This is a genomic window from Halomonas maura (assembly GCF_030409305.1).
GTDB lineage: Bacteria > Pseudomonadota > Gammaproteobacteria > Pseudomonadales > Halomonadaceae > Halomonas > Halomonas maura.
In genome coordinates, this window is record NZ_JAUFPQ010000023.1 from 135,421 (window position 1) to 156,533 (window position 21,113).

Below are 21,113 nucleotides of genomic sequence, written 5' to 3' on the forward strand. Positions count from 1 at the left end.
TTGCGACCAAAGGACAAGAGGCTGAAACCGGCTCCTCAGACGCTGTCAGAATGCAGGAAGGCGGCCCGAGGGCCGCCTTCTCGTTACCACTTCGCGAACTCGCGAATTCAGTCGAAATCGACGCCGATGCGGCGGCCAACTTCCTCGTAGGCCTCGATCACCCCGCCCAGGCCCTGACGGAAGCGATCCTTGTCGAGCTTCTCGCGGGTCTCGGCGTCCCACAGGCGACAGCCATCCGGGGAGAACTCGTCGCCCAGCACGATACGGCCCTGGAAGAGCCCGAACTCGAGCTTGTAGTCCACCAGCAGCAGGCCGCCGTCGGCGAACAGCTGCTTGAGCACCTCGTTGACGCGGAAGGTCAGCGCCTTCATCTCGGCCAGCTGCTCGGGGGTCGCCCAGCCGAAGGTCTCGGCCAGGGACTCGTTGATCATCGGGTCGTGGAGCTCGTCGTTCTTGAGGAACAGCTGGAAGGTCGGCGGGTTGAGCTCGCTGCCCTCCTCCACACCGAGGGTCTTGACCAGGCTGCCCGCGGCGATGTTGCGCACCACACACTCCACCGGCAGCATGTCGAGGTTCTTGACCACGCACTCGGTGTCGGAGAGCAGGCCCTCGAAGTGGGTGGGGATGCCGGCCTCCTGCAGCTTGCCCATGATGAAGGCGTTGAAGCGGTTGTTGACCTTGCCCTTGCGCGCTAGCGACTCCATGCGCCGGCCGTCGAAGGCGCTGGTGTCGTCACGGAAGTGCAGGATCAGGCGATCCGGGTCGTCGGTGGCGAAGACCGACTTGGCCTTGCCGGCATAGAGTTCTTGGCGCTTTTCCATGGGAAGCCTCCACAGGCGGTAGGTATAAGAGGATACGGGGGTCAGGTGATCGCCTGCCAGTCCAGCCCCTGGTCCTGGGCGGCCACCGTCAGGCGCGAGTCGTCGCCGTCGAGCAGCGGCACCAGGGCCTCCAGGGCCAGCTCGGGGCGGTTGTTGTGTTCCGACAGGTGCGAGCAGACGATGCGCTGCAGCCGGTCCAGCCCCAGCCGCTGGAGCAGCCAGGCGGCCTGGGCGTTGGCCAGGTGGCCCCACTGGCCACCGACCCGGCGCTTGAGGCTCGGCGGGTAGGGGCCGGTCTGCAGCAGGTGGACATCGTGGTTGCACTCCAGCACCAGGGCATCGCAGCCCCGGAAGGCCTCGACGACATGCTCGCTGGGGTGGCCCAGATCGGTGAGCAGGCCGAGGCGCCGGTCGGCGGCGGCGAGGCGGAACTGCACCGGCTCCCGGGCATCGTGGGGCACGGTCACCGGGTCGATCTCGAAGCCCTTCACGCGGAAGGGCGACTGGGGGGTGATCCAGTGGCGATGCGGCACCTCGCCGAGCTTGCCCGACAGCCAGGTGCCCGGCGTCAGGTAGACCGGGACCCGGTGGCGCCGCGCCAGGGGACCGACGCCGCGCACGTGATCGCCGTGCTCGTGGGTCACCAGCACGGCATCGAGCTGGCGAGGGTGCAGGCCGAAGCGGGCCAGGCGGCGCTCGGTCTCCCGGAGGCCGAAACCGCAGTCGACCAGCAGGTGCGTCTCGCCATCGCTGACCAGGGTCGCATTGCCCTTGCTGCCGCTGCCCAGCGAGGCGAAGTGCAGGCGTCCGGCCCCCTCCAGGCTCGGCAACCCCGTCATCAGCCCAGCAGGCCCGCCACCCGCTCGAGGAGTTCGCGGCGATCCTCCGCGGAGAGCTCGCGCGCGTCGGCCGGCTCGGCGCGCAGCACGGTACGCTCGGGCCCGCTGGCCTCCAGCACCAGGCGGATGCGCTGGGGCGACGCCTGGCCCAGGCTGGTCAGGGTGCCGAGCAGCCCCTCGCTGCGCTCGCTGACGGTCAGGTAGTCCACCAGGAAGCGGTGGCCCTCGGCGTCCTGTTCCACAAGCTCGCGGCGCTCGGCCACCGAGAAGTCGGCCTCGAGCTGGTAGCTGAGCTCGGCCCAGGTCCGCGCCAGATCGAAGGGGATCACCAGGCGCCACTCGCCGGCGCGCTGCTCGAGCAGCGGACGCATGCGTTCCTCGGGGGCACGCTGCACCGCCAGCGACGAGGCACTGGCGGTGGCGCCACGCGCCTCGAAGCGCCGCTGCAGGGCTTGCAGGCAGCCCTGCAGCGGCGAGCCGGCCTGTTCGCAGCGCACCTCGCTGGCCCCGGGCTGCAGGCCCGGGCGCACGCTGAGGCGTCCCTCGGCCGTCTCCAGCACGCCGCGGCCAGAATCGCGACTCACCACCCGCAGGCCGCGCTCGTCGGCGAAGCGCTCCAGCTCGGACCACACCGCACTGGGCTCGGCACCGATCACCAGCCAGCGTTGCCCGGCGGCCTCGCGGCGGGCCACGTCACCGGCCTCGACGCCGCTGCCGGCGCCCAGCGCCCGGGGCGGCGGGGCATCGAAGTCATCGCCCTGGGACGCGAAGCTGCCGGCGGCCTCGGGCACCGGCATGGCATCCCGGTAGCGGCGGGTGTCCCGGCTGTCGGGCAGCACCAGGGGGGCGCTCGCCTCGGCCTCGGCATAGTCGACGCGACGGTCGTCGTAATGGCCGTCGCGGGCACAGCCGGCCAGGGCCAGGGCGGCCACCAGGGGCATCCATTTCAGCGCAGCGCTCATGCGTCCACCTTGCATCGGGTTATCCAGGTTGCGGCTCGGGGCCGCTCAGTCGTCGATCACACCGGCCAGCTGCAGGGCCTCGCTGACGGTGGAATGGTACTTCTCGGAGAGCCAGGTCAACGGCAGGCGGATGCCCGGCTCGATCAGCCCCATGCGGTGCAGGGCCCATTTCACGGGGATAGGGTTGGCCTCGATGCCCAGGTTGGTGTGCAAGGGCATCAGGCGGGTGTTGATCTGGTGGGCCTTGTCGACCTCGCCGGACACGGCGGCGACGCACAGCTCGTGCATGGCCCGCGGCGCGACATTGGCGGTCACCGAGATGTCGCCATGGCCGCCCATCAGCATGAAGTCACAGGCCGTGCCGTCGTCACCGGAATAGAGCATGAAGTCGCTGCCCTTGAGGCGGGCGATGAGGTCCTCGGCGCGTTCCAGGTTGCCGGTGGCATCCTTGAGGCCGACGATGTTGTCCACCTCGGCCAGGCGCAGCACGGTCTCGTTGTAGAGGTCCGAGCAGGTGCGACCGGGCACGTTGTAGAGGATCACCGGCAGGTTGCTGCCCTCGGCCACGGCCTTGAAGTGCTGATAGAGGCCTTCCTGGGTCGGCTTGTTGTAGTAGGGGCACACCGACAGGCAATAGTCGGCCCCCACCTCGCTGGCATAACGCGCCAGGTCGACCGCCTCGGAGGTGGCGTTGGCGCCGGTGCCGGCGATCACCGGGATGCGCCCGCCGACTTCCTCCACCACGGCGCGGATCACGTCGAAGTGCTCGGCGAAGGACATGGTGGTCGGCTCGCCGGTGGTGCCCGCCGCGACGATCGCATCGGTACCGTGGTCGAGATGGAAGTTGACCAGGGCCCGCAGGGCTTCCCAGTCGATATCGCCGTTGACCTTCATCGGTGTCGCCAGCGCGACGATGCTACCCGTGATCATGCTCTGCTTGTCCTCTCAACTGCCTGCCGGGGTGACCGCTGCGGCCAGGGTCACCGCTCAAGGGTCCCGCCCCGCCCGGGGTCTCGATATCAAGGGTCAAATGGTACTCAGCGCTCGAGAGCCTGTACAGCGGCGACTTTACAGTTCGCCCCGGGTTGCGTGTAATCGGGGCCTTCGCCCCCCGACCCGAGGAGTTCCCCATGACCGTCAGCATCGGCCAGCCCGTGCCCGACTTCACCGCCACCGCCACCGGCGACACCACCCTGAGCCTCTCGGCACTGCGCGGCCGGCAGGTGGTGGTGTACTTCTACCCCAAGGCCAGCACGCCGGGCTGCACCACCGAGGGCGGCGACTTCCGCGACCGCATGGACGCCTTCGAGGCCGCCAACACCGTGATCGTCGGCGTCTCCCGGGACGGCATCCGCGCCCAGGAAAACTTCAAGGCCAAGCAGGCGTTCACCTTCCCGCTGCTCTCCGACAAGGACGAGACGCTGTGCCGGCTGTTCGACGTCATCAAGCTCAAGAAGCTCTACGGCAAGGAGCACCTGGGGATCGAGCGCAGCACCTTCCTGATCGATGCCGACGGCACGCTCGCCCGGGAATGGCGGGGCGTCAAGGTCAAGGGGCACGCCGACGAGGTGCTGGAGGCCGCCCGGGCGCTGCACGCCGGGCAGTGAGGGCCGCGTGTCCGCCTCACGGCGGACACGCGCTCAGGACTCGACCACTTCCTCCTCCTGGGAGACCTCCTGGCGGCGCTGCTGGATGCCCCGCGGCCAGGCATAGACCAGGGCCTTGAGCAGGGTCGCCAGGGGAATGGCGAAGAAGATGCCCCAGAAGCCCCAGACCCCGCCGAAGAACAGCACCGCCAGGATGATCGATACCGGATGCAGGTTGACCGCCTCGGAGAACAGCACCGGGACCAGGACGTTGCCGTCCAGGGCCTGGATCACCCCGTAGGCGATGATCACGTAGAGGAACTGGTCGCCGAGACCGAAGTGGAAGCCCGCCACCGCCGCCACCGGCAGGGTCGCCACGGCGGCGCCGATGTAGGGTACCAGCACCGACAGGCCCACCAGCACCGCCAGCAGGGCCGAATAGGGCAGACCGAAGAACATGAAGGTGAAGAAGGCCACGCTGCCGACGATGATGATCTCGGTGAACTTACCCCGCACGTAGTTGGCGATCTGATCGTCCATCTCCTGCCACACCCGGGTCATCAGGCGGCGATTCTTGGGCAGCAGCGACACGGTGAAGCCCACCAGCCGATCGCGGTCCTTGAGCATGAAGAACACCAGGATCGGCACCAGCACCAGGTAGACGATCAACGCCACCACATTGCCCAGCGAGGCCAGCGACAGGGTCAGGGCGCGCTGGCCGAGCTGGGTGACCTCGCGGCCGGCCATGCCGATCCAGTCCTGGATCTGGTCCGGGGTCACCAGCTGGGGATAGCGCGCCTGGAGGTCATCGAGCAGTTGCTGGACACTGGCGAACATGCGCGGCGTCTCCTGGACCAGATTGACCAGCTGGTTCCAGATCAGCGGCATCAGGATCAGCGCCATCGCCAGCAGCACGCCGATGAAGGCCAGATAGACCAGCATCACCGCCAGGAAGTGCGGCACGCGACGCCGGGTCAGTGCGTTCACCGCGCCCTGCAACAGGAAGGCGATCACCAGGGCGGTGAGGAAGGGCGCGAGCATCTTGCCCAGCCAGATCACCACGGCGAAGCCGAGCACCAGCACGATCAGCAGGATGACCGCCTCCTCGTCGGAGAGGTAGTGGTCGACCCAGCTACGGAACACCGACCTCAGGGTCATGGTGCCTGCTCCCCGCCCTTGCGAATCCAGTAGTGGTAGACCTCGCCGCGCTCCTCGCGGGCAGGCATCTCGTGATCGCTCTGGGCGACGAAGGTCTCGAAGTCCTGCCAGGATCCGGCGTCGGTGGCCATCACTTCCAGCAGTTGCCCCGGCGCCAGTCGGGACAGGGCCTGCTTGGCCTTGAGCAGGGGCAACGGACAGGGAAGCCCCCGTGCGTCGAGCACGTCATCAGGTTGCACAGCCATATTGTCTCCCGGGAGAATGCCAGAGGCATGCCGGGCCCGAGCGGGGCAGGTTGCCGACATGAACTCTTGGGATTTAAAGGCACTTTTCCGGACGAATCAATGTCGGAAGGGGGCCGTCCCGCCCCGTTCCGCTCTACTGACGAGGAAGGCCATGCTGCGTCGCCCCCTGTCTTGTCTCACCGCCATCGCCCTCAGCCTCGCCGTCGCCGTGCCGGCCCTCGGCCAGACCGGCGACGATGCCGACCTGCCCAGCCTGATCAGCGGCGACACCCAGGCCGTCAGCGGCAAGGAGGTCCGCCTGGGCCGCGCCTGGCTGCGCCAGTTTCGCGCCAAGGCCCCGCAGTGGCAGGATGCCATCGCCCAGCACTACGTGGAATCCCTGGTGGACGGCCTGCTGCCCTACAGCGACGTCGGCGGCATCGACCCGGTGATCACCCTGGTCGCCAGCGAGCGGCTCAACGCCTTCGCCGTGCCCGGTGGCGTGATCGGCATCAACGCCGGGCTGTTCGCCTTCGCCGAGCGCGAGGCGCCGCTGGCCTCGGTGCTCGCCCATGAACTCGGCCACCTCTCCCAACGCCACTATGCCCGCGGGCAGGCCCGCGCCGAGCAGACCCAGATCCCGGCCATGGCCGCCATGCTCGCCGGGATGCTGATCGCCGCCGGGGGCGGCGGCGATGCCGGGATCGCCGCCGCCATGGGCTCCCAGGCCGCGCTGTTCCAGGATCAGCTGGCCTACTCGCGGCGCTTCGAGCGCGAGGCCGACCGGATCGGCCTGCAGGCCATGGCCGATGCCGGCTACGATCCCCAGGCGATGGTCGAGATGTTCCGCACCATGCAGCGCATGATCTCCCTGCAGGGTGGCAACCCGCCGGAATTCCTGCTCACTCACCCGGTCACGGAAGCACGCATCAGCGATGCCCAGGCCAGGGCCGATCAGCTCGGCGCGGGCGCGCCCCGGAACGAGGATATCGAGTACCACCTGATCCGCGCCCGCGCCCTGCTGGCGATCCACGACCAGGACCCGCGCCAGGCCGCCACCCGCCTGGCCCGCGGCCAGGCCCCGGAGATGGCCCGGGGCTACCTGGCCGCGCTGGCGGATGCCGAGGCCGGGCGCAGCGAGGCCGCGCTGCAGGCCCTGGATGCCCTGACCCGGCGCCTGCCGGACCTGGCGATGCTCCCGGCCTCGGCCGCCGAGGTGGCCCTGGATGCCGGGCGGGTCGATGACGCCATCGCCCGCAGCCGACGCCAACTGCGGCTGATGCCCGACTACGTGCCGGCCAGCCTGTTGCTCGGCGAGGCCCTGCTGCAGCGCGATCCCGATGCGGCCTACCGACAACTCAGCGAGCTGGCCGCCCGACGCCCCGAGGATCCCCGGGTCTTCGACCTGCTCGCCGAGGCCGCCGGTCGCAGCGGTCGCCCGGCCTGGGGGCACCTGGCCCGGGCCGAGCACCTGCAGCTCACCGGCCATATCGATCGCGCCATCCGCCAGCTCGAGGTGGCCAAGGACGTGGCACAGGGAGAGCACGACGACAACGCCGCCGGGCGCATCGCCCAGCGGCGCGAGGCCTTCATCGAGTACCGGGAGGCCATGGAGGAGTTTCAGTAACAGCGGCGCCAATGAGGTGGAGGACGAAAAGCCCGTGACATCCGTCACGGGCTGTTGCTCGTCGCTCAGGCGTTGAAGTTGAGCATCCGCTCCAGGGGCTTCAAGGCGGCAAGACGCAGGGCGTCATCGACGAAGATCTCGCCTTCGCCCTCGCGCAGGGCGCCGGCCAGGTTGTCCAGGGCGTTCATCGCCATCCACGGGCAGTGGGCGCAGCTCTTGCAGGTCGCGCCGTTGCCGGCGGTGGGCGCCTCGAAGAGGGTCTTCTCGGGCACTGCCTGCTGCATCTTGAAGAAGATGCCGCGGTCGGTGGCGACGATCAGCTTGTCGTTGGGCAGCGCCTTGGCCGCCTTGATCAGCTGGGAGGTGGAACCCGCCACGTCGGCCAGCTCGACCACCGATTCCGGCGACTCGGGGTGCACCAGCACCGCGGCCTCCGGGTAGAGGCCCTTGAGGTCCTCGACGCCCTTGGCCTTGAACTCCTCGTGGACGATGCAGGCGCCGTCCCAGAGCAGCATGTCGGCGCCGGTCTGCTTCTGGATATAGCCGCCCAGGTGCTTGTCCGGGGCCCACAGGATCTTCTCGCCGCGGGCCTTGAGGTGCTCGATCACGTCCACCGCGATGGAGGAGGTCACCACCCAGTCGGCCCGGGCCTTCACCGCCGCCGAGGTATTGGCGTAGACCACCACGGTGCGGTCGGGATGGGCGTCACAGAAGGCGCTGAACTCCTCGGCCGGGCAGCCCACGTCCAGCGAGCAGGTCGCCTCCAGGGTCGGCATCAACACGCGCTTCTCGGGGGAGAGGATCTTGGCCGTCTCGCCCATGAAACGCACGCCGGCCACCACCAGCGTCTCGGCCGGATGGCGGGCACCGAAGCGCGCCATCTCCAGGGAGTCGGCCACACAACCGCCGGTCTCCTCGGCCAGCTGCTGGATGGCGTCGTCGGTATAGTAATGGGCCACCAGGACGGCATTGTGGGCCTCGAGCAGCCGCTTGATCTCCTCGATGCGGGCCTCGTCCTCGGCGGGAATGCGCGTGGGGCAATAGGTACGTGCCAGCTGGTCGCGCAGCTCGGCACGGGAAGTCATGATCGTCATCGTGTCTACCACTGTGACCGGCAGGGGCTCCCCCCGCATTGCACCAGGTGCCGACACGCGTGCACTCCGCACGCCGCGACACGCCAGAGGGTCAACCGTCGCGTCTTCCGCCGTGGCCGACCCGCATCCGTTCTAGACCGGGAAACGCGTGATTCATTCACTCCGGGCAAGAAACATGACGCCCGCCGATGATGACGCCGTACCGGCCGGGTTGCAAGCACAACGGCGCCGGCGCTGACCAGCCCCATAACGCAGAACGCCCCTGCCTCATGGGAGGCAGGGGCGCTATGTCTGGTGGGTCGTGTAGGATTCGAACCTACGACCAATTGGTTAAAAGCCAACTGCTCTACCAACTGAGCTAACGACCCATGATGCATGGCGGCTCAGTCGCCATGAATCCAGGTCCGGATGGTGGGTCGTGTAGGATTCGAACCTACGACCAATTGGTTAAAAGCCAACTGCTCTACCAACTGAGCTAACGACCCTTCCGAACGGGTGCAGATAATACGGATACGCCCCCGGCCTGGCAAGGACTTTTTTGCCTTTCGGCCCTTCTCGCCCGGCCGAGGTGCTGGATCCCCCTACCCCCGTGCCTTGGGCTTGCGCATCGCCTGCACCGGCCGGCGCTTGTGCTTGTCGCGGCTCCAGCGGTTCTTCTCGTCGGGCGTCAGCTCCGGCACCTTGCGGGGCGGCAGCCCGGCCATCTCGGCCAGGTCGTCGATCTCGTCCTGGCTGAGTTCCACCCACTCGCTGGCCTTGGCGCGCTTGTCGAGGAAGATGTTGCCGTAGCGCACCCGCTTGAGGCGGCTGACCGTCAGGCCCTGGGACTCCCAGAGCCGGCGCACCTCGCGGTTGCGGCCTTCCATGATCACCACGTGGAACCAGGTGTTGATGCCCTCGCCGCCGAACTCCTGGACATCGGTGAAGCGGGCCGGGCCGTCGTCGAGCATCACCCCCTCGACCATGGCCTTGACCTGATCGGGCTTGACCTCGCCCATCACCCGCACGGCGTACTCGCGCTCGAGCTGGGTGGAGGGATGCATCAGGCGATTGGCCAGCTCGCCGTCGGTGGTGAACAGCAGCAGCCCGCTGGTATTGATGTCCAGCCGGCCGATGGCGATCCAGCGCTCGCCCTTGAGGCGCGGCAGCCGATCGAAGACGGTGCGGCGCCCCTCGGGGTCCTTGCGGGTACACAGCTCGCCCTCGGGCTTGTTGTACATGATCACCCGGCGCGGCACCTCGTCGGCGGCCCGCAGGGTCACCGGCCGGTCATCGAGGGCCACCCGGTCGCGGCTCTCGATGCGGTCGCCCAGGGTGGCCACCTGGCCGTTGACCTTGACCCGGCCGTCGGCGATGGCGGCCTCCATCTCGCGGCGCGAACCCAGGCCCGCCCGGGCCAGGACCTTCTGCAGTTTCTCGGTGGTGGTGCTCATCAGTCGTCTGTCTCGCTGGTAGTGGATTCCGTCCCCGCGGCAGCGTCATCGTCGACGCGGCCCCGGGCACGTTCGGACAGGCGCGCCTCGAGGTCGGCGAAGCTCAGGCCCGTCCGTGCTGACGCCGTCCCGGCGTGGTCATCGTCGGCCGTCCCGGCCGTCGTCTCGTCGGCCGCGGCGGCCTCCTGGGTCTCCGCGGCCGCGGCGTCGCCGCTCTCGGGCGACGCCGTATCGTCTGGCGTGTCATCCCCCACCGGGGGCTCGTCCGGGGGCTCCGGCGGGTCATCCGCCTGGGCCAGCAGCTCGTGCTGGGGCGGCGGCGGCGCGTCCTCGAGGGACTGCTCCGGCTCCTCGAACGCCTTCAGCTCGTGCATCGGCGGCAGCTCGTCGAGGGTCTTGAGGCCGAAGTCGTCGAGGAAGGCCCGGGTGGTGGCATAGACCGCCGGGCGGCCCGGCACGTCCCGGTGCCCGACCACCCGCACCCAGCCGCGGTCGACCAGGGTGCGCATGATCGAGCCGCTCACCGTGACGCCACGCACCTCCTCGATGTCGCCGCGGGTCACCGGTTGCCGATAGGCGATCAGCGCCAGGGTCTCCAGCAGCGCCCGGGAGTAGCGCTGCGGGCGCTCGTCCCACAGCCGCGACACCCAGGGCGAGAGCCGCGGCCGGATGCGCAGCTGGTAGCCCGAGGCGGTCTCGAGCAGCTCCATGGCGCCGCGCTCGTGGCGCCCCTCGACCCGGCCCAGGGCCTCCCGCAGCGCCCGCCGTGGCGGGCGCTCGTGGTCATCGAAGAGCGCCTCGAGGCGCTCCAGCGAGAGCGGCTCGCCCGCCGCCAGCAGGGCGGCCTCGAGGATCTCGTCCAGGGCATCGGGGAATTCCATGGCGGTCATGCCGGCTCGCTCCCATCGTCGTCCTGCGGCGCGAAGGCGCTCTCGCCCTCCTCGCCGGTGTCGTCGAACGCCGCCGCCTCGTCACCGTCTTGCTCCGCGGCCACCCGGGCCCGCACATGGATCGGCGAGAGCGGCGCGTTCTGCACGATCTCGATCATCGCCTCCTTGGCCAGCTCGAGGATCGCCATGAAGGTGACGACCACCCCGGAGCGGCCTTCCTCGAGGCGGAACAGCGCCTCGAAGGGGGTGTAGTGCTCGTGATGCAGGCGCTCCATGATCGCCAGCATGCGCTCCCGGGTCGACAGCACCTCGCGGCTGACCTGGTGGGCCTGGTTGAGCTCGGCGCGGCGCAGGATGCCGGCCAGCGCGCCCAGCAGCTCGTCGAGTTCCACGTCCGGATGCACCACCCGCGACTCCAGGGGCGGCAGGGCCGCCCGCGCCGGAAACCAGTCGCGGCCCAGGCGCGGCAGCTCGGCCAGCGCCTCGGCGGCGTTCTTGAGCCGCTCGTACTCCTGCAGACGCCGGATCAGCTCGGCCCGCGGGTCCTCCTCCTCGTCGTCGCCGCCCTCCTTGGGCGGCTTGGGCAGCAGGGTCCGCGACTTGATCTCGGCGAGCATCGCCGCCATCAGCAGGTACTCGCCGGCCAGCTCGATCTCCATGGCCTTCATCAGCTCCACGTACTCGATGTACTGGCGGGTGATGGCGGCCACGTCGATGGCCAGGATATCCAGGTTCTGCCGCCGGATCAGGTAGAGCAGCAGGTCCAGCGGACCCTCGAAGGCCTCGAGGAAGACCCGCAGGGCCTCCGGCGGAATGTACAGATCCTCGGGCAGCTGGGTGATCGGCTCGTCGAACAGCCGGCCGAGCACCGCCGCACTCTGCTCCGCCGCACTCGGCTCGGCCGAGGCGGCGCCGTCCCCCGGGGGGGCGTCGGGCGCTTCGATGGACGATGGCGTCTCGCTCACGCGGGGCCTGGCCTCCGGGCTGGTGGGGCGGCGAATGATCGACCGGACAGTCTACCAAGGGCCGCGGCCCAGGGTAAGCCACGGCGCTCGCGTCCCGGGCCATCCAGGGCAGGGACGGGGCCGGCGGCAGGCCTTGCCCGCCCCTTCGCCCGGCATCCTGTCACCCCGCGTCGGCGGCGAGCCGATGGCGGCCGGTGTAGTCGAAGAGCTTGCGCCGCACCTGCCAGTGCCGCCCCACCTTGCGGCCGATGACGAAGTCCGGCGCCCGCAGCCGGCGCTCTTCGCGGACGACCTCCTCGGGGCTGGCGGGTGACCAGCGGTCGCCCGGCGCCCGGAGGTGGTCGCGCAGGAAGACCGCGGCGAAGGCACCGCGCTGGGCCGGGGTCTCCAGGGCGAACCACTCGCTGAGGGTCGCGCCGTCCTCGTCATGGTAGACGACCCTGAGCCGGGGCAGCCCACGGCCGTTGACGGTGGCCTCGAGCGCCATGCCCGAGACGCGCAGCACCCGGGCGTCGCGCAGCCGGAGTGCCTCGCGCAGCTTGTCGTCGGCATCCACCAGCAGCGCCTCGCAGCCGTTGCAGCGCCGGGCGGCGGTGTCGTTCTCGGCGCCGCACGCCTCGCAGACCTTGAAGCGATAGCGGAAGTCGCACTGGCGCGGTTTACCGGCGCCCGGCGCCGCGCCACGACCGTCGACCTCCTCCACCAGGCCCTGACAGCGGCGCCCGAAGTGCTCGATGACCAGATCGCCGTCGCGCCGCCCCCAGAACAGGTTGGCATGGCCGCACTGGGGACACGCGACCTGGACCGGCTCGGTGTCGGCGGCCGGGCGCGGGCTGCCCACCTCGGGGGCATAGAGGTCCCAGGGGTTGCCGGCATAGTCGAGGACCAGGCAATCGGTCTTGCCGGGGGCGAGGCGCAGGCCACGACCGACGATCTGCTGGTAGAGGCCCACCGACTCGGTGGGCCGCAGGATGGCGATCAGGTCCACATGGGGCGCATCGAAGCCGGTGGTGAGCACCGCCACATTCACCAGGTACTTGAGCTCGCGGGCCTTGAAGGCCTCGATCAACGCCTGCCGCTCGGCCGAGGGCGTGGCCCCGGTGATCAGCGCCGCCTCGCCGTCCGGCAGGTAGCCGAGGATCTCCTCGGCGTGGGCCACGCTGGCGGCGAAGAGCATCACCCCGGCTCGCTCGGCGCCGCGCGCGACCACTTCCTCGATGATCGACGGGGTCGCGCGATGGCCGGCCACCACCCGGTTCAGCGCCGCCTCCTGGAAGAGCCCGCCGCTGCCTGGCGCCAGCCCCGAGAAGTCGTAGCGCTCCACCGCCGCATCGACGTGCCGGGGCTCGGCCAGGTAGCCCTGCTTGACCATCAGGCGCAGTGGCTGCTCGAAGACGCAGTCGCGGAAGAAGCAGTCCTCGCCGCCGCGCACCATGCCATGGTAATGCCGGTGGTAGAGGAAGCCCTGCCCCAGCCGGTAGGGGGTCGCGGTCAGCCCGAGGATCTTCAGGCGGGGGTTGTGGGCCCGCAGGTGGGCGATGACCCGTTGATAGCTCGAGTCCTCCTCCAGCGAGACCCGGTGGCACTCGTCGATCACCAGCAGGGTGAAGCCGCGATGCCATTCGGGCGACGCGTCGAAGCGCTCGAGATTTCGCACCACCGACTGCACCGAGCCGAACACCACCTGCCGCCCGGCCTCCTTGCGTCCCAGGCCGGCGCTGAAGATGTCGGCCTCGAGCCCGTAGGCCAGGTACTTGGCATGGTTCTGCTCGACCAGCTCGCGCACATGGGCCAGCACCAGCACCCGGCCCCGGGCCAGGCGCGCCAGCTCGGCGATCACCAGCGACTTGCCGCTGCCGGTGGGCAGCACCACCACCGCGGGGTCGTCGGTGGCGCGGAAGTGCTCGACCACACGGGTCACCGCCTGGCGCTGATAGGGACGCAGGGTGGGCGCGGTGGTCTCGGTCATGGCGGCACCTCGAGGCATGGGAGCGCCATCTTACCGGCTGTCGTGGACGGCGTCAGGGGAAGCGCGGGGGCCGCCCGGCCAGCCGGGCGTCGACCGCCTCACGCTGCTCCTCCCCGCCGAGCAGGCTGCCCTGCAGCCTGGCCTCCAGGGCCAGGCGCTCGGGTGGCGACAGGCTCGGTGCCCGCTCCAGCAGCTCACCTATGGCGGCCACCGCGCGAGGCGAGCGGGCGGCGATGGTGGTGGCCAGGGCCATGGCCTGCCCGGCGGGATCCGGCGCCAGCCGGGTGACCAGCCCGAGCGAGAGTGCCTCCGCCCCCGCCACCTTGCGTCCCGTCCAGGCCAGCTCACGCAGCACGTCCGGGCGCAGCCCGGCAGCACTGACGCTGAGTCCCATGTCCGGCATGATCCCCCAGTCGATCTCCAGCAGCGCCAGGCGGGTCTCGGGGTGCGCCACCCGCAGGTCGGCGCCGAGGGCGATCTGCAGGCCACCCCCGTAGACATGGCCGTGCAGGGCGGCGATCACCGGGACACCGGCGTCCCGCCAGCCCAGGGCCAGGCGCTGGACCGGATTGCGCCCGTCGGCCCCGGCCGCGAGCAGCGACGGCAGCCGCTCGGGGGCGGCCAGGATCGCCGCCATGTCGAGCCCGGCGCAGAAGCTCTCGCCCTCGCCGCGCAGCACCACGGCCCGCAGGCCATCCAGGCGGGTCAGCTGCTGCTGCGCCTCGAGCAGGCCGTCGATCATCGCCCAGTCCAGGCCGTTGTGATGGTCAGGGCGTGCCAGGCACACCTCGGCCACGTGGGCCGTGACGGTGAGCGTCACCCGCTCGGCAAAACGCCATGCCATGTTCCCTCCTCCCTCATGGGCTGCTCCCGCCGAGTGTGGCCCGGACGCACCACGATTTCAAACAACTGTTTGCCAGCATCTCGGGGTCGGTGGCGTGGCACCCCGCCTAGCCCAGCAGCCCCTGCAGCAGCAGGTAGCCCGGCAGCCAGGCGGTCACCAGGCCCTGGACGAGCGAGGTCCGCGCCATCAGCGGCTGCAGCCGGGGCCGATGGCAGAGCATCAGGTGGAAACCGAACCACAGCAGCGACCAGGCCAGCCAGTTGGCGCCCGACCACCACGCCCAGAGTCCCTCCGCCACGGCCAGTTGCAGCACGCCGGTGGGCAGGGCGGTGAGCGCGACGAACAGGCAGAAGTAGCCCAGGCCATGGCCGGAGCTGCCGTTGCGCCGGTTGATCGCCACCCACAGGTAGGTGAAGGCGAACAGCAGGGTCATCGCCGCGGTCCGCACGCTGGCCGCATCGGCCCCGGGGCCGAAGGCGGCATGGGCGGCCACGGCCAGGCTCACCCCGCCGACGAAGAAGTTGATCACCTGGATCTCGCGATCCTCGATGCGTCCCAGCAGCCACAGGCCGTTGAGCACCAGCACCGCCCCCACGTAGAGCAGGCTCAGTCCCTCGTGCATCCTTGTCGCCTCCGTCAGGAGGGGCCCCGCCCCCATGCCGGGGCCCCGAAGCGCTCTTATAGAGGGGGCGAGGCCAGGAGGCAAGACTATATGGAAATATTTTCCACTACATTACCGTGACGCCAGCGTTCAGGGTGCGTCCTTGACCTTGGCATCCTCAGCCATGATACCTAAAGAGGACACAGGGATGACTCGGTCGTCCATCGCTGAAACAGGAGAGGCGCATATGAAAGCGAAGACCCGCCCCGAATGCCCCAAGTGCGGTGGCCGGACGAAGCGATTTCCGCCCGGCCGCGAGGACCAGTACCACGTCTACTGCGACGACTGCGGCCACGACTTCGGCCGTCACGACTACTTCCAGGCACAGTTCCGTCACCTTCTCGATGACCTGGAGGCGCAACTCAAGCGAGAAGCGCCCAGCGGCGACGGCGCCTCCTGACCCTGTTATCCCCTGCCGAACACGCCGACGCCCGGGCCATGGCCCGGGCGTCGGCGTGTCGGCTGGCGCGCAGGCTCAGCCCAGCCAGCGCCGGGCGTTGCGGAACAGGCGCATCCAGGCACCGTCGCGGGTCCACTCGGCCGGCCGCCAGGAGTTGGTCACCGCCCGTACCACGCGCTCCGGGTGCGGCATCATGATGGTGACCCGGCCGTCCGGGGTGGTCAGGCCGGTGATCCCCGACGGCGAGCCATTGGGGTTGGCCGGATAGCGGGTGGTGACCTGGCCATAGTTGTCGACGTAGCGCATCGCCACCTGGCTCGAGCCCTGCATGCCGCGCAGATGGGCGCTGTCGCGGAACTCGGCGCGCCCCTCGCCGTGGGCCACGGCGATCGGCAGCCGCGAGCCCTCCATGCCGGAAAGCAGGATCGACGGGCTCTCTTCCACCCGCACCATGGCCACCCGGGCCTCGAACTGCTCCGACTCGTTGCGCACGAAGCGCGGCCAGGCCTCGGCGCCGGGGATCAATTCCTTGAGCTGGGCGAGCATCTGGCAGCCGTTGCAGACCCCCAGGGAGAAGCTGTCGTCGCGGGTGAAGAAGCCGGCGAACTGCTCCCGGGCCCGCGCATTGAACAGCACCGACTTAGCCCAGCCGCCGCCGGCGCCCAGGACGTCGCCGTAGGAGAAGCCGCCGCAGGCCACCAGGCCCTTGTAGTCCTCCAGGGACACGCGCCCCTCGAGGATGTCGCTCATGTGCACATCCACCGCCTCGAAGCCGGCATGGTCGAAGGCCCAGGCCATCTCCAGGTGGCCGTTGACGCCCTGCTCGCGCAGCACGGCCACCGCGGGCCGGGCGGTGTTGACGAAGGGCGCGGCGATATCCTCGTCGACGTCGAAGGTCGGTACCGCCGAGAGGCCGGGATCGCGGCTGTCGAGCAGGCCGTCGAACTCGCTCTTGGCGCAGTCGGCGTTGTCGCGCAGCGCCTGCATGCGGTAGCTGGTCTCCGTCCAGGTGCGCTGGGCCAGCAGCCGGGTGGTCTCGAGCAGCGGCTCCTCGAACAGGGTCACCCGCACCTGGTCGTCGTAGCGCGGCCGGGCGATCACGCCGCAGGTCTCGAGGCCCGCCGCGGCGAACTGCGCCAGCACCTCCTCGGTGTACTCCCGCGAGACCTGGATGACCGCCCCCAGCTCCTCGGCGAACAACGCGTTGAAGGCCTCGGTGGGCTCGTCGATCAGCCAGTCGAGCTTGATCTCGAGGCCGGCATGGGCGGCGAAGGCCATCTCCAGCAGGGTGACCAGCAGGCCGCCGTCGCTGCGGTCGTGGTAGGCCAGCAGCTTGCCGTCGGCGTTGAGGCCCTGGATCACCGAGAAGAAGGCCTTGAGGTCCTCCGGATCATCCAGGTCCGGGCAGGCGTCGCCCACCTGGCCATACACCTGGGCCAGCGCCGAGCCACCGAGGCGATTGCGGCCGCCGCCCAGGTCGACCAGGATCAGGTCGGACTCGTCCTGCTCCAGGTTGATCTGCGGGGTCAGGGTGCGCATGGCATCGGTGACCGGGGCGAAGCCGGTGGTCACCAGCGACAGCGGCGCGGTGACGCTCTTCTCCTCGCCGTCCTCTTCCCAGGCGGTGCGCATGGACATGGAGTCCTTGCCCACCGGTACCGCGATGCCCAGTGCCGGGCACAGCTCCATGCCCACGGCATGCACGGCGTCATACAGCGCCTGGTTCTCGCCGGGATGGCTGGCCGCGCTCATCCAGTTGGCGGAGAGCTTGATGTCGCCGAGCTTGGCGATCGGCGCGGCGGCCAGGTTGGTGATGGTCTCGGCCACCGCCAGCCGGGCGCTGGCCGCGGGATCGATCAGCGCCACCGGCGGCCGCTCGCCCATGGCCATGGCCTCGCCGGCATGGGTATCGAAGGTCGCCGTGGTCACCGCCACGTCGGCCACCGGCACCTGCCAGGGGCCGACCATCTGGTCGCGGGCCACCTGGCCGGTGATGGAGCGGTCGCCGATGGTGATCAGGAAGTTCTTGGAGGCCACCGTGGGCAGGCGCAGCACCCGGTCCATGGCCTCGCGCAGGTCCAGGTTGTCGAGCATCACGCCGGGCAGCTCACGGCGCTCGCGGGTGAACTCGCGCTGCATCTTGGGCGGCTTGCCGAACAGCACGCTCATCGGCAGGTCCACCGGCTTGGTCGCGAAGTGGCCGTCGCGGACCTCCAGGTGGTGGGCCTCGGTGGCCTCGCCGACCACCGCGTAGGGGCAGCGCTCGCGCCGGCACAGGGCATCGAAGGTCGCCAGGTCCTCGGGGGCCACGGCGAGCACGTAGCGCTCCTGGGCCTCGTTGCACCAGATCTCCAGCGGGCTCATGCCCGGCTCGGCGTTGGGCACCTCGCGCAGCTCGAAGCGCCCGCCGCGCTCGCCGTCCTTGACCAGCTCCGGCAGGGCGTTGGAGAGGCCACCGGCGCCCACGTCGTGGATGAAGCGGATCGGGTTGTCGCCACCCAGCGCCCAGCAGCGGTCGATGACCTCCTGGACGCGGCGCTCGATCTCGGGGTTGTCGCGCTGCACCGAGGCGAAGTCGAGGTCGGCGCTGGACGTGCCGGAGGCCATCGAGGAGGCCGCCCCGCCACCGAGGCCGATCAGCATGGCCGGGCCGCCCATCACGATCAGCTTGCCGCCGACGGGAATCTCGCCCTTCTCGACGTGCTCCTCGCGGATGTTGCCGTAGCCGCCGGCCAGCATGATCGGCTTGTGGTAACCGCGCCGCTCGATGCCCTCACCGCCCAGGGCCTCCTGCTCGTAGCTGCGGAAGTAGCCGGCCAGGTTGGGACGACCGAACTCGTTGTTGAAGGCGGCGCCACCGATGGGCCCCTCCAGCATGATCTCCAGGGCGCTGACGATGCGCTCGGGCTTGCCGTAGTCGAAGGCCTCCCAGGGCTGGACGAACTCGGGGATGCGCAGGTTGGAGACGGTGAAGCCGGTCAGGCCCGCCTTGGGCTTGCCGCCGATGCCGGTGGCGCCCTCGTCGCGGATCTCGCCGCCGGCCCCGGTGGCCGCCCCGGGGTGCGGGGCGATGGCCGTGGGGTGGTTGTGGGTCTCCACCTTCATCAGGATGTTCACCGGCTCCTGGTGGGTGCCGTAGACGGCCTTCTCGACGCCGCCGGTCAGCGGCGCGGCGAAGAAGCGCCCGGCCTGGCTGCCGCGAATCACCGCGGCGTTGTCGCTGTAGGCGGAGAGGATGTCGTCCGGCGAGGCCTCGTAGGTGTTCTTGATCATCTTGAACAGCGAGCGTGGCTGGGCCTCGCCGTCCACCACCCAGTCGGCGTTGAAGATCTTGTGGCGGCAATGCTCGGAGTTGGCCTGGGCGAACATCATCAGCTCGACATCCGAGGGATTGCGCTCGAGCCCCTGGAAGGCCTCGCACAGGTAGTCGATCTCGTCCTCGGCGAGCGCCAGGCCCAGCGCGACGTTGGCGGTCTCCAGGGCGGCGCGGCCGCCGGCGAGGATATCCACCTGGCCGAGCGGCGCCGGCTGGTGATGGACGAACAGCCGCGCGGCATCCGAGGCGTCGAACAGCACCGTCTCGGTCATGCGATCATGGAGCAGCGCGGTGACGGTCTCGAAGGCCGCCTCGGACAGGGTGCCGGCGAAGCTCACCCGGTAGGCGATGCCCCGTTCCAGGCGCTGCACCTGGGTCAGGCCGCAGTTGTGCGCGATATCGGTGGCCTTGGAGGACCAGGGCGACTGGGTGCCGATACGCGGCACCACCAGGAACAGCCGGCCCTCGCCGGGAACGGCGTCCTCGTCCCGGGCCGGGCCATAGTCCAGCAACCGCTCGAGCAGGCGCCGGTCCTCGCCGGCCAGGTCGCCCTCGTGGTCGACGAAGTGCAGATAGTCGGCGGTGACTGCCTCGACCTCGGGAACGGCGGCACGCAGGGCGGCCAGCAGCTTGGCATGACGGAAAGCGGATAAGGCGGGCGCACCACGCAGTTCGAGCATATCCTGGGGCCTCTGAAACAAGCGGAATGACGGGGCCGCGGCCGGCGGCAACGAGCGCACATGATACTGGAAAGCACCGGTCGCGAGAAATCGCCGTGGATGACAGCCGACCGGCGGCTGGGTAAGGTGGAGCCTCCCGTCGCTGCCCACCGCGCCCATGCCCGCATCCCTGTTCTCCCACCTCCGCCGCCACCGGCGAGGCTACCTGACGCTGTGCGCCGTGCTGCTGCTCGGCCTGGTCCCCGAACCGCCGGACCGCGCGCCGGGGCCGCACCTGGAGGCCGTGCGCGAGCGGGACTTCCTGAGCATCCAGACCCGCAACACCCCCACCACCTACTACGAGGGACGCGAGGGCCCCACCGGCTTCGAGTACGAGCTGATGCGTCGCTTCGCCGACCACCTGGACGTCAGCCTGACCCTCGATGCCGACCACAATATCGCCGGCGTCCTGCAGGCGGTACGCGAGGAGGGGGACCTGGGGGCCGCCGCCCTGCCGCTGGACCCGACCCAGCCGGGCCTGCTGTTCAGCCGGCCGATCATGCCGCTGCAGCCGCTGCTGGTCTATCGCCGCGGACTGCCGCCGCCGCAGGGCATCGACGACCTGGCGGGACTGGAGATCGGCACCCTCAGCGGCACCGGGACCGACCTGGTGATGCGTGAGCTGCAGGCCGAGCATCCCCGCCTGGGCTGGAAGGAGTCCGCCAACATGGAAGTGGCGGCTCTGCTGGGCCAGGTGGCCAACGGCCGCCTGGATGCCGCCGTGGTCTTCGAGCACCAGTTCCGCCTCAACCGCCTGTTCTTTCCCGAAGTGGAGGATGGCTTCCGGCTCGGCAAGCCGCTGTCCCTGGCCTGGGCCTTTCCCGCCGGCCAGGGGCTTGGGCTGGTCCGCGAGGCCAACCGCTTCCTCGACCAGCTCCAGGGCAGCGGCCTGCTCGAGCGCCTCGAGACCCGCTACTTCGGCCGCGACAACTACCTGGAGTACGTCGGCGCCCGCACCTTCATCGGCCATGTCCATGCCCGCCTGCCGGACTACGCCGAGCTGTTCCGCGAGGCGGCACGGGGCTCCGGCTTCGACTGGAAGCTGCTCGCCGCGGTGGGCTACCAGGAATCCCACTGGCGGCCCCGCGCCACCTCACCGACCGGCGTGCGCGGCCTGATGATGCTGACCAACGCCACCGCCGCGGAGATGGACGTCGACAACCGCCTCGACCCGGCCCAGAGCATCGACGGCGGGGCGCGCTACCTGCGCGAACTGAAGGACCGCCTGCCCGAGTCGATCACCGGCGAGGACCGGCTGTTCATGGCGCTGGCCGCCTACAACGTCGGTCTCGGCCACCTCTACGACGCGCGACGCCTCGCCGAGGGGCGCGGCGGCGACCCCGACGCCTGGGCGGACGTGCGCGACGCCCTGCCGTTGCTCCAGGAGCGCGAATGGTTCAGCAAGACCCGCCACGGCTATGCGCGGGGGGGCGAACCGGTCATCTATGTCCGCAACGTTCGCCGCTACTACGAGATCCTCGCCTACGTGTACCGCAGCCAGCAGCAGTTCCACCAGCTCAATGCCCGGCTCCCCGAGGAGGCCGAGAGCGGGATCTTCGACCTGGTGCCACCGAGCAGTTGAACCAGCGGGGCCTCCCGCCGGGC

18 protein-coding genes and 2 tRNA genes are annotated in these 21,113 nt (G+C 70.0%); 4 read left to right on the plus strand and 16 right to left on the minus strand.

Going from position 1 to position 21,113, the window contains the following annotated elements; all coding sequences use genetic code 11:
- Positions 1-107: 107 nt before the first annotated feature.
- From purC to dapA, 4 genes are read right to left on the minus strand one after another with little or no spacing between them, the layout of a single operon-like run.
- Positions 108-821, minus strand: a complete 714-nt coding sequence (purC, locus tag QWY76_RS15420; protein WP_290312184.1) for a phosphoribosylaminoimidazolesuccinocarboxamide synthase — start codon at positions 819-821, stop codon at positions 108-110.
- Positions 822-862: 41 nt separating this feature from the next.
- The gene (locus QWY76_RS15425) at positions 863-1,660 is read right to left on the minus strand and encodes an MBL fold metallo-hydrolase (protein ID WP_290312185.1); all 798 of its coding nucleotides are present in this window, start codon (positions 1,658-1,660) and stop codon (positions 863-865) included.
- On the minus strand, positions 1,660-2,622 hold the full coding sequence (locus QWY76_RS15430) for a lipoprotein-34 (RefSeq protein WP_290312187.1): 963 nt from the start codon (positions 2,620-2,622) through the stop codon (positions 1,660-1,662). Before QWY76_RS15430 ends, QWY76_RS15425 begins: the two co-directional genes overlap by 1 nt.
- Positions 2,623-2,667: 45 nt before the next feature.
- Positions 2,668-3,552, minus strand: a complete 885-nt coding sequence (gene dapA, locus QWY76_RS15435; RefSeq protein ID WP_290312188.1) for a 4-hydroxy-tetrahydrodipicolinate synthase — start codon at positions 3,550-3,552, stop codon at positions 2,668-2,670.
- Between the two features lie 200 nt (positions 3,553-3,752).
- Between dapA and QWY76_RS15440 the strand changes: the two genes are divergently transcribed.
- The gene (locus QWY76_RS15440) at positions 3,753-4,229 is read left to right on the plus strand and encodes a peroxiredoxin (protein ID WP_290312189.1); all 477 of its coding nucleotides are present in this window, start codon (positions 3,753-3,755) and stop codon (positions 4,227-4,229) included.
- A gap of 33 nt (positions 4,230-4,262) precedes the next feature.
- Here the strand turns inward: QWY76_RS15440 and QWY76_RS15445 are convergent, their stop codons facing one another.
- A complete protein-coding gene (locus tag QWY76_RS15445) occupies positions 4,263-5,366 on the minus strand; it encodes an AI-2E family transporter (protein ID WP_290312190.1) in 1,104 nt (367 codons plus the stop codon).
- Positions 5,363-5,611, minus strand: a complete 249-nt coding sequence (locus QWY76_RS15450; protein WP_290312191.1) for a sulfurtransferase TusA family protein — start codon at positions 5,609-5,611, stop codon at positions 5,363-5,365. Before QWY76_RS15450 ends, QWY76_RS15445 begins: the two co-directional genes overlap by 4 nt.
- A gap of 151 nt (positions 5,612-5,762) precedes the next feature.
- On the opposite strand from QWY76_RS15450, the gene QWY76_RS15455 reads away from it, so the two are divergent.
- Positions 5,763-7,217, plus strand: coding sequence for a M48 family metalloprotease (locus tag QWY76_RS15455; protein ID WP_290312192.1), 1,455 nt, complete (start codon positions 5,763-5,765; stop codon positions 7,215-7,217).
- A gap of 65 nt (positions 7,218-7,282) precedes the next feature.
- On the opposite strand, the gene nadA is transcribed toward QWY76_RS15455, so the two are convergent.
- From nadA to QWY76_RS15500, 9 genes are all read right to left on the minus strand, one after another.
- A complete protein-coding gene (gene nadA, locus QWY76_RS15460; protein ID WP_290312193.1) occupies positions 7,283-8,311 on the minus strand; it encodes a quinolinate synthase NadA in 1,029 nt (342 codons plus the stop codon).
- A gap of 292 nt (positions 8,312-8,603) precedes the next feature.
- Positions 8,604-8,679: transfer RNA gene (locus tag QWY76_RS15465), tRNA-Lys, on the minus strand.
- Between the two features lie 41 nt (positions 8,680-8,720).
- Positions 8,721-8,796: transfer RNA gene (locus QWY76_RS15470), tRNA-Lys, on the minus strand.
- 96 nt (positions 8,797-8,892) lie between these two features.
- Positions 8,893-9,744, minus strand: a complete 852-nt coding sequence (gene rluB, locus QWY76_RS15475; RefSeq protein ID WP_290312194.1) for a 23S rRNA pseudouridine(2605) synthase RluB — start codon at positions 9,742-9,744, stop codon at positions 8,893-8,895.
- Positions 9,744-10,634, minus strand: coding sequence for an SMC-Scp complex subunit ScpB (gene scpB / locus QWY76_RS15480; RefSeq protein ID WP_290312195.1), 891 nt, complete (start codon positions 10,632-10,634; stop codon positions 9,744-9,746). Before scpB ends, rluB begins: the two co-directional genes overlap by 1 nt.
- Positions 10,631-11,599, minus strand: a complete 969-nt coding sequence (locus QWY76_RS15485; protein WP_435388991.1) for a segregation and condensation protein A — start codon at positions 11,597-11,599, stop codon at positions 10,631-10,633. Before QWY76_RS15485 ends, scpB begins: the two co-directional genes overlap by 4 nt.
- A 160-nt stretch (positions 11,600-11,759) precedes the next feature.
- Entirely contained in the window at positions 11,760-13,568 is a 1,809-nt protein-coding gene (radD, locus tag QWY76_RS15490) for a DNA repair helicase RadD (protein WP_290312196.1), read from the minus strand.
- Positions 13,569-13,620: 52 nt separating this feature from the next.
- Complete coding sequence (locus QWY76_RS15495) at positions 13,621-14,412, minus strand: crotonase/enoyl-CoA hydratase family protein (RefSeq protein WP_290312197.1); 792 nt, start codon at positions 14,410-14,412, stop codon at positions 13,621-13,623.
- 106 nt (positions 14,413-14,518) lie between these two features.
- Positions 14,519-15,034, minus strand: coding sequence for an AmiS/UreI family transporter (locus QWY76_RS15500; RefSeq protein WP_290312198.1), 516 nt, complete (start codon positions 15,032-15,034; stop codon positions 14,519-14,521).
- A gap of 226 nt (positions 15,035-15,260) precedes the next feature.
- Here QWY76_RS15500 and QWY76_RS15505 point away from each other — a divergent pair, with 226 nt between their 5' ends.
- A complete protein-coding gene (locus QWY76_RS15505) occupies positions 15,261-15,473 on the plus strand; it encodes a hypothetical protein (protein ID WP_290312199.1) in 213 nt (70 codons plus the stop codon).
- Positions 15,474-15,548: 75 nt separating this feature from the next.
- Here QWY76_RS15505 and purL read toward each other — a convergent pair whose 3' ends face one another.
- On the minus strand, positions 15,549-19,469 hold the full coding sequence (gene purL / locus QWY76_RS15510; protein ID WP_290312200.1) for a phosphoribosylformylglycinamidine synthase: 3,921 nt from the start codon (positions 19,467-19,469) through the stop codon (positions 15,549-15,551).
- A 157-nt stretch (positions 19,470-19,626) separates the two neighbouring features.
- Here purL and mltF point away from each other — a divergent pair, with 157 nt between their 5' ends.
- Positions 19,627-21,090 carry a membrane-bound lytic murein transglycosylase MltF gene (gene mltF, locus QWY76_RS15515; protein ID WP_290312201.1) on the plus strand — a complete coding sequence of 488 codons (1,464 nt, stop codon included), beginning with the start codon at positions 19,627-19,629 and terminating at the stop codon, positions 21,088-21,090.
- Positions 21,091-21,113 lie beyond the last annotated feature (23 nt).

Excerpts from the sequence above, each read along its gene's own strand:
- purC (WP_290312184.1), bottom strand. The coding sequence starts at position 821 with ATGGAAAAGCGCCAAGAACTCTATGCCGGCAAGGCCAAGTCGGTCTTC.
- QWY76_RS15425 (WP_290312185.1), bottom strand. The coding sequence starts at position 1,660 with ATGACGGGGTTGCCGAGCCTGGAGGGGGCCGGACGCCTGCACTTCGCC.
- QWY76_RS15430 (WP_290312187.1), bottom strand. The coding sequence starts at position 2,622 with ATGAGCGCTGCGCTGAAATGGATGCCCCTGGTGGCCGCCCTGGCCCTG.
- dapA (WP_290312188.1), bottom strand. The coding sequence starts at position 3,552 with ATGATCACGGGTAGCATCGTCGCGCTGGCGACACCGATGAAGGTCAAC.
- QWY76_RS15440 (WP_290312189.1), top strand. The coding sequence starts at position 3,753 with ATGACCGTCAGCATCGGCCAGCCCGTGCCCGACTTCACCGCCACCGCC.
- QWY76_RS15445 (WP_290312190.1), bottom strand. The coding sequence starts at position 5,366 with ATGACCCTGAGGTCGGTGTTCCGTAGCTGGGTCGACCACTACCTCTCC.
- QWY76_RS15450 (WP_290312191.1), bottom strand. The coding sequence starts at position 5,611 with ATGGCTGTGCAACCTGATGACGTGCTCGACGCACGGGGGCTTCCCTGT.
- QWY76_RS15455 (WP_290312192.1), top strand. The coding sequence starts at position 5,763 with ATGCTGCGTCGCCCCCTGTCTTGTCTCACCGCCATCGCCCTCAGCCTC.
- nadA (WP_290312193.1), bottom strand. The coding sequence starts at position 8,311 with ATGACGATCATGACTTCCCGTGCCGAGCTGCGCGACCAGCTGGCACGT.
- rluB (WP_290312194.1), bottom strand. The coding sequence starts at position 9,744 with ATGAGCACCACCACCGAGAAACTGCAGAAGGTCCTGGCCCGGGCGGGC.
- scpB (WP_290312195.1), bottom strand. The coding sequence starts at position 10,634 with ATGACCGCCATGGAATTCCCCGATGCCCTGGACGAGATCCTCGAGGCC.
- radD (WP_290312196.1), bottom strand. The coding sequence starts at position 13,568 with ATGACCGAGACCACCGCGCCCACCCTGCGTCCCTATCAGCGCCAGGCG.
- QWY76_RS15495 (WP_290312197.1), bottom strand. The coding sequence starts at position 14,412 with ATGGCATGGCGTTTTGCCGAGCGGGTGACGCTCACCGTCACGGCCCAC.
- QWY76_RS15500 (WP_290312198.1), bottom strand. The coding sequence starts at position 15,034 with ATGCACGAGGGACTGAGCCTGCTCTACGTGGGGGCGGTGCTGGTGCTC.
- QWY76_RS15505 (WP_290312199.1), top strand. The coding sequence starts at position 15,261 with ATGAAAGCGAAGACCCGCCCCGAATGCCCCAAGTGCGGTGGCCGGACG.
- purL (WP_290312200.1), bottom strand. The coding sequence starts at position 19,469 with ATGCTCGAACTGCGTGGTGCGCCCGCCTTATCCGCTTTCCGTCATGCC.
- mltF (WP_290312201.1), top strand. The coding sequence starts at position 19,627 with ATGCCCGCATCCCTGTTCTCCCACCTCCGCCGCCACCGGCGAGGCTAC.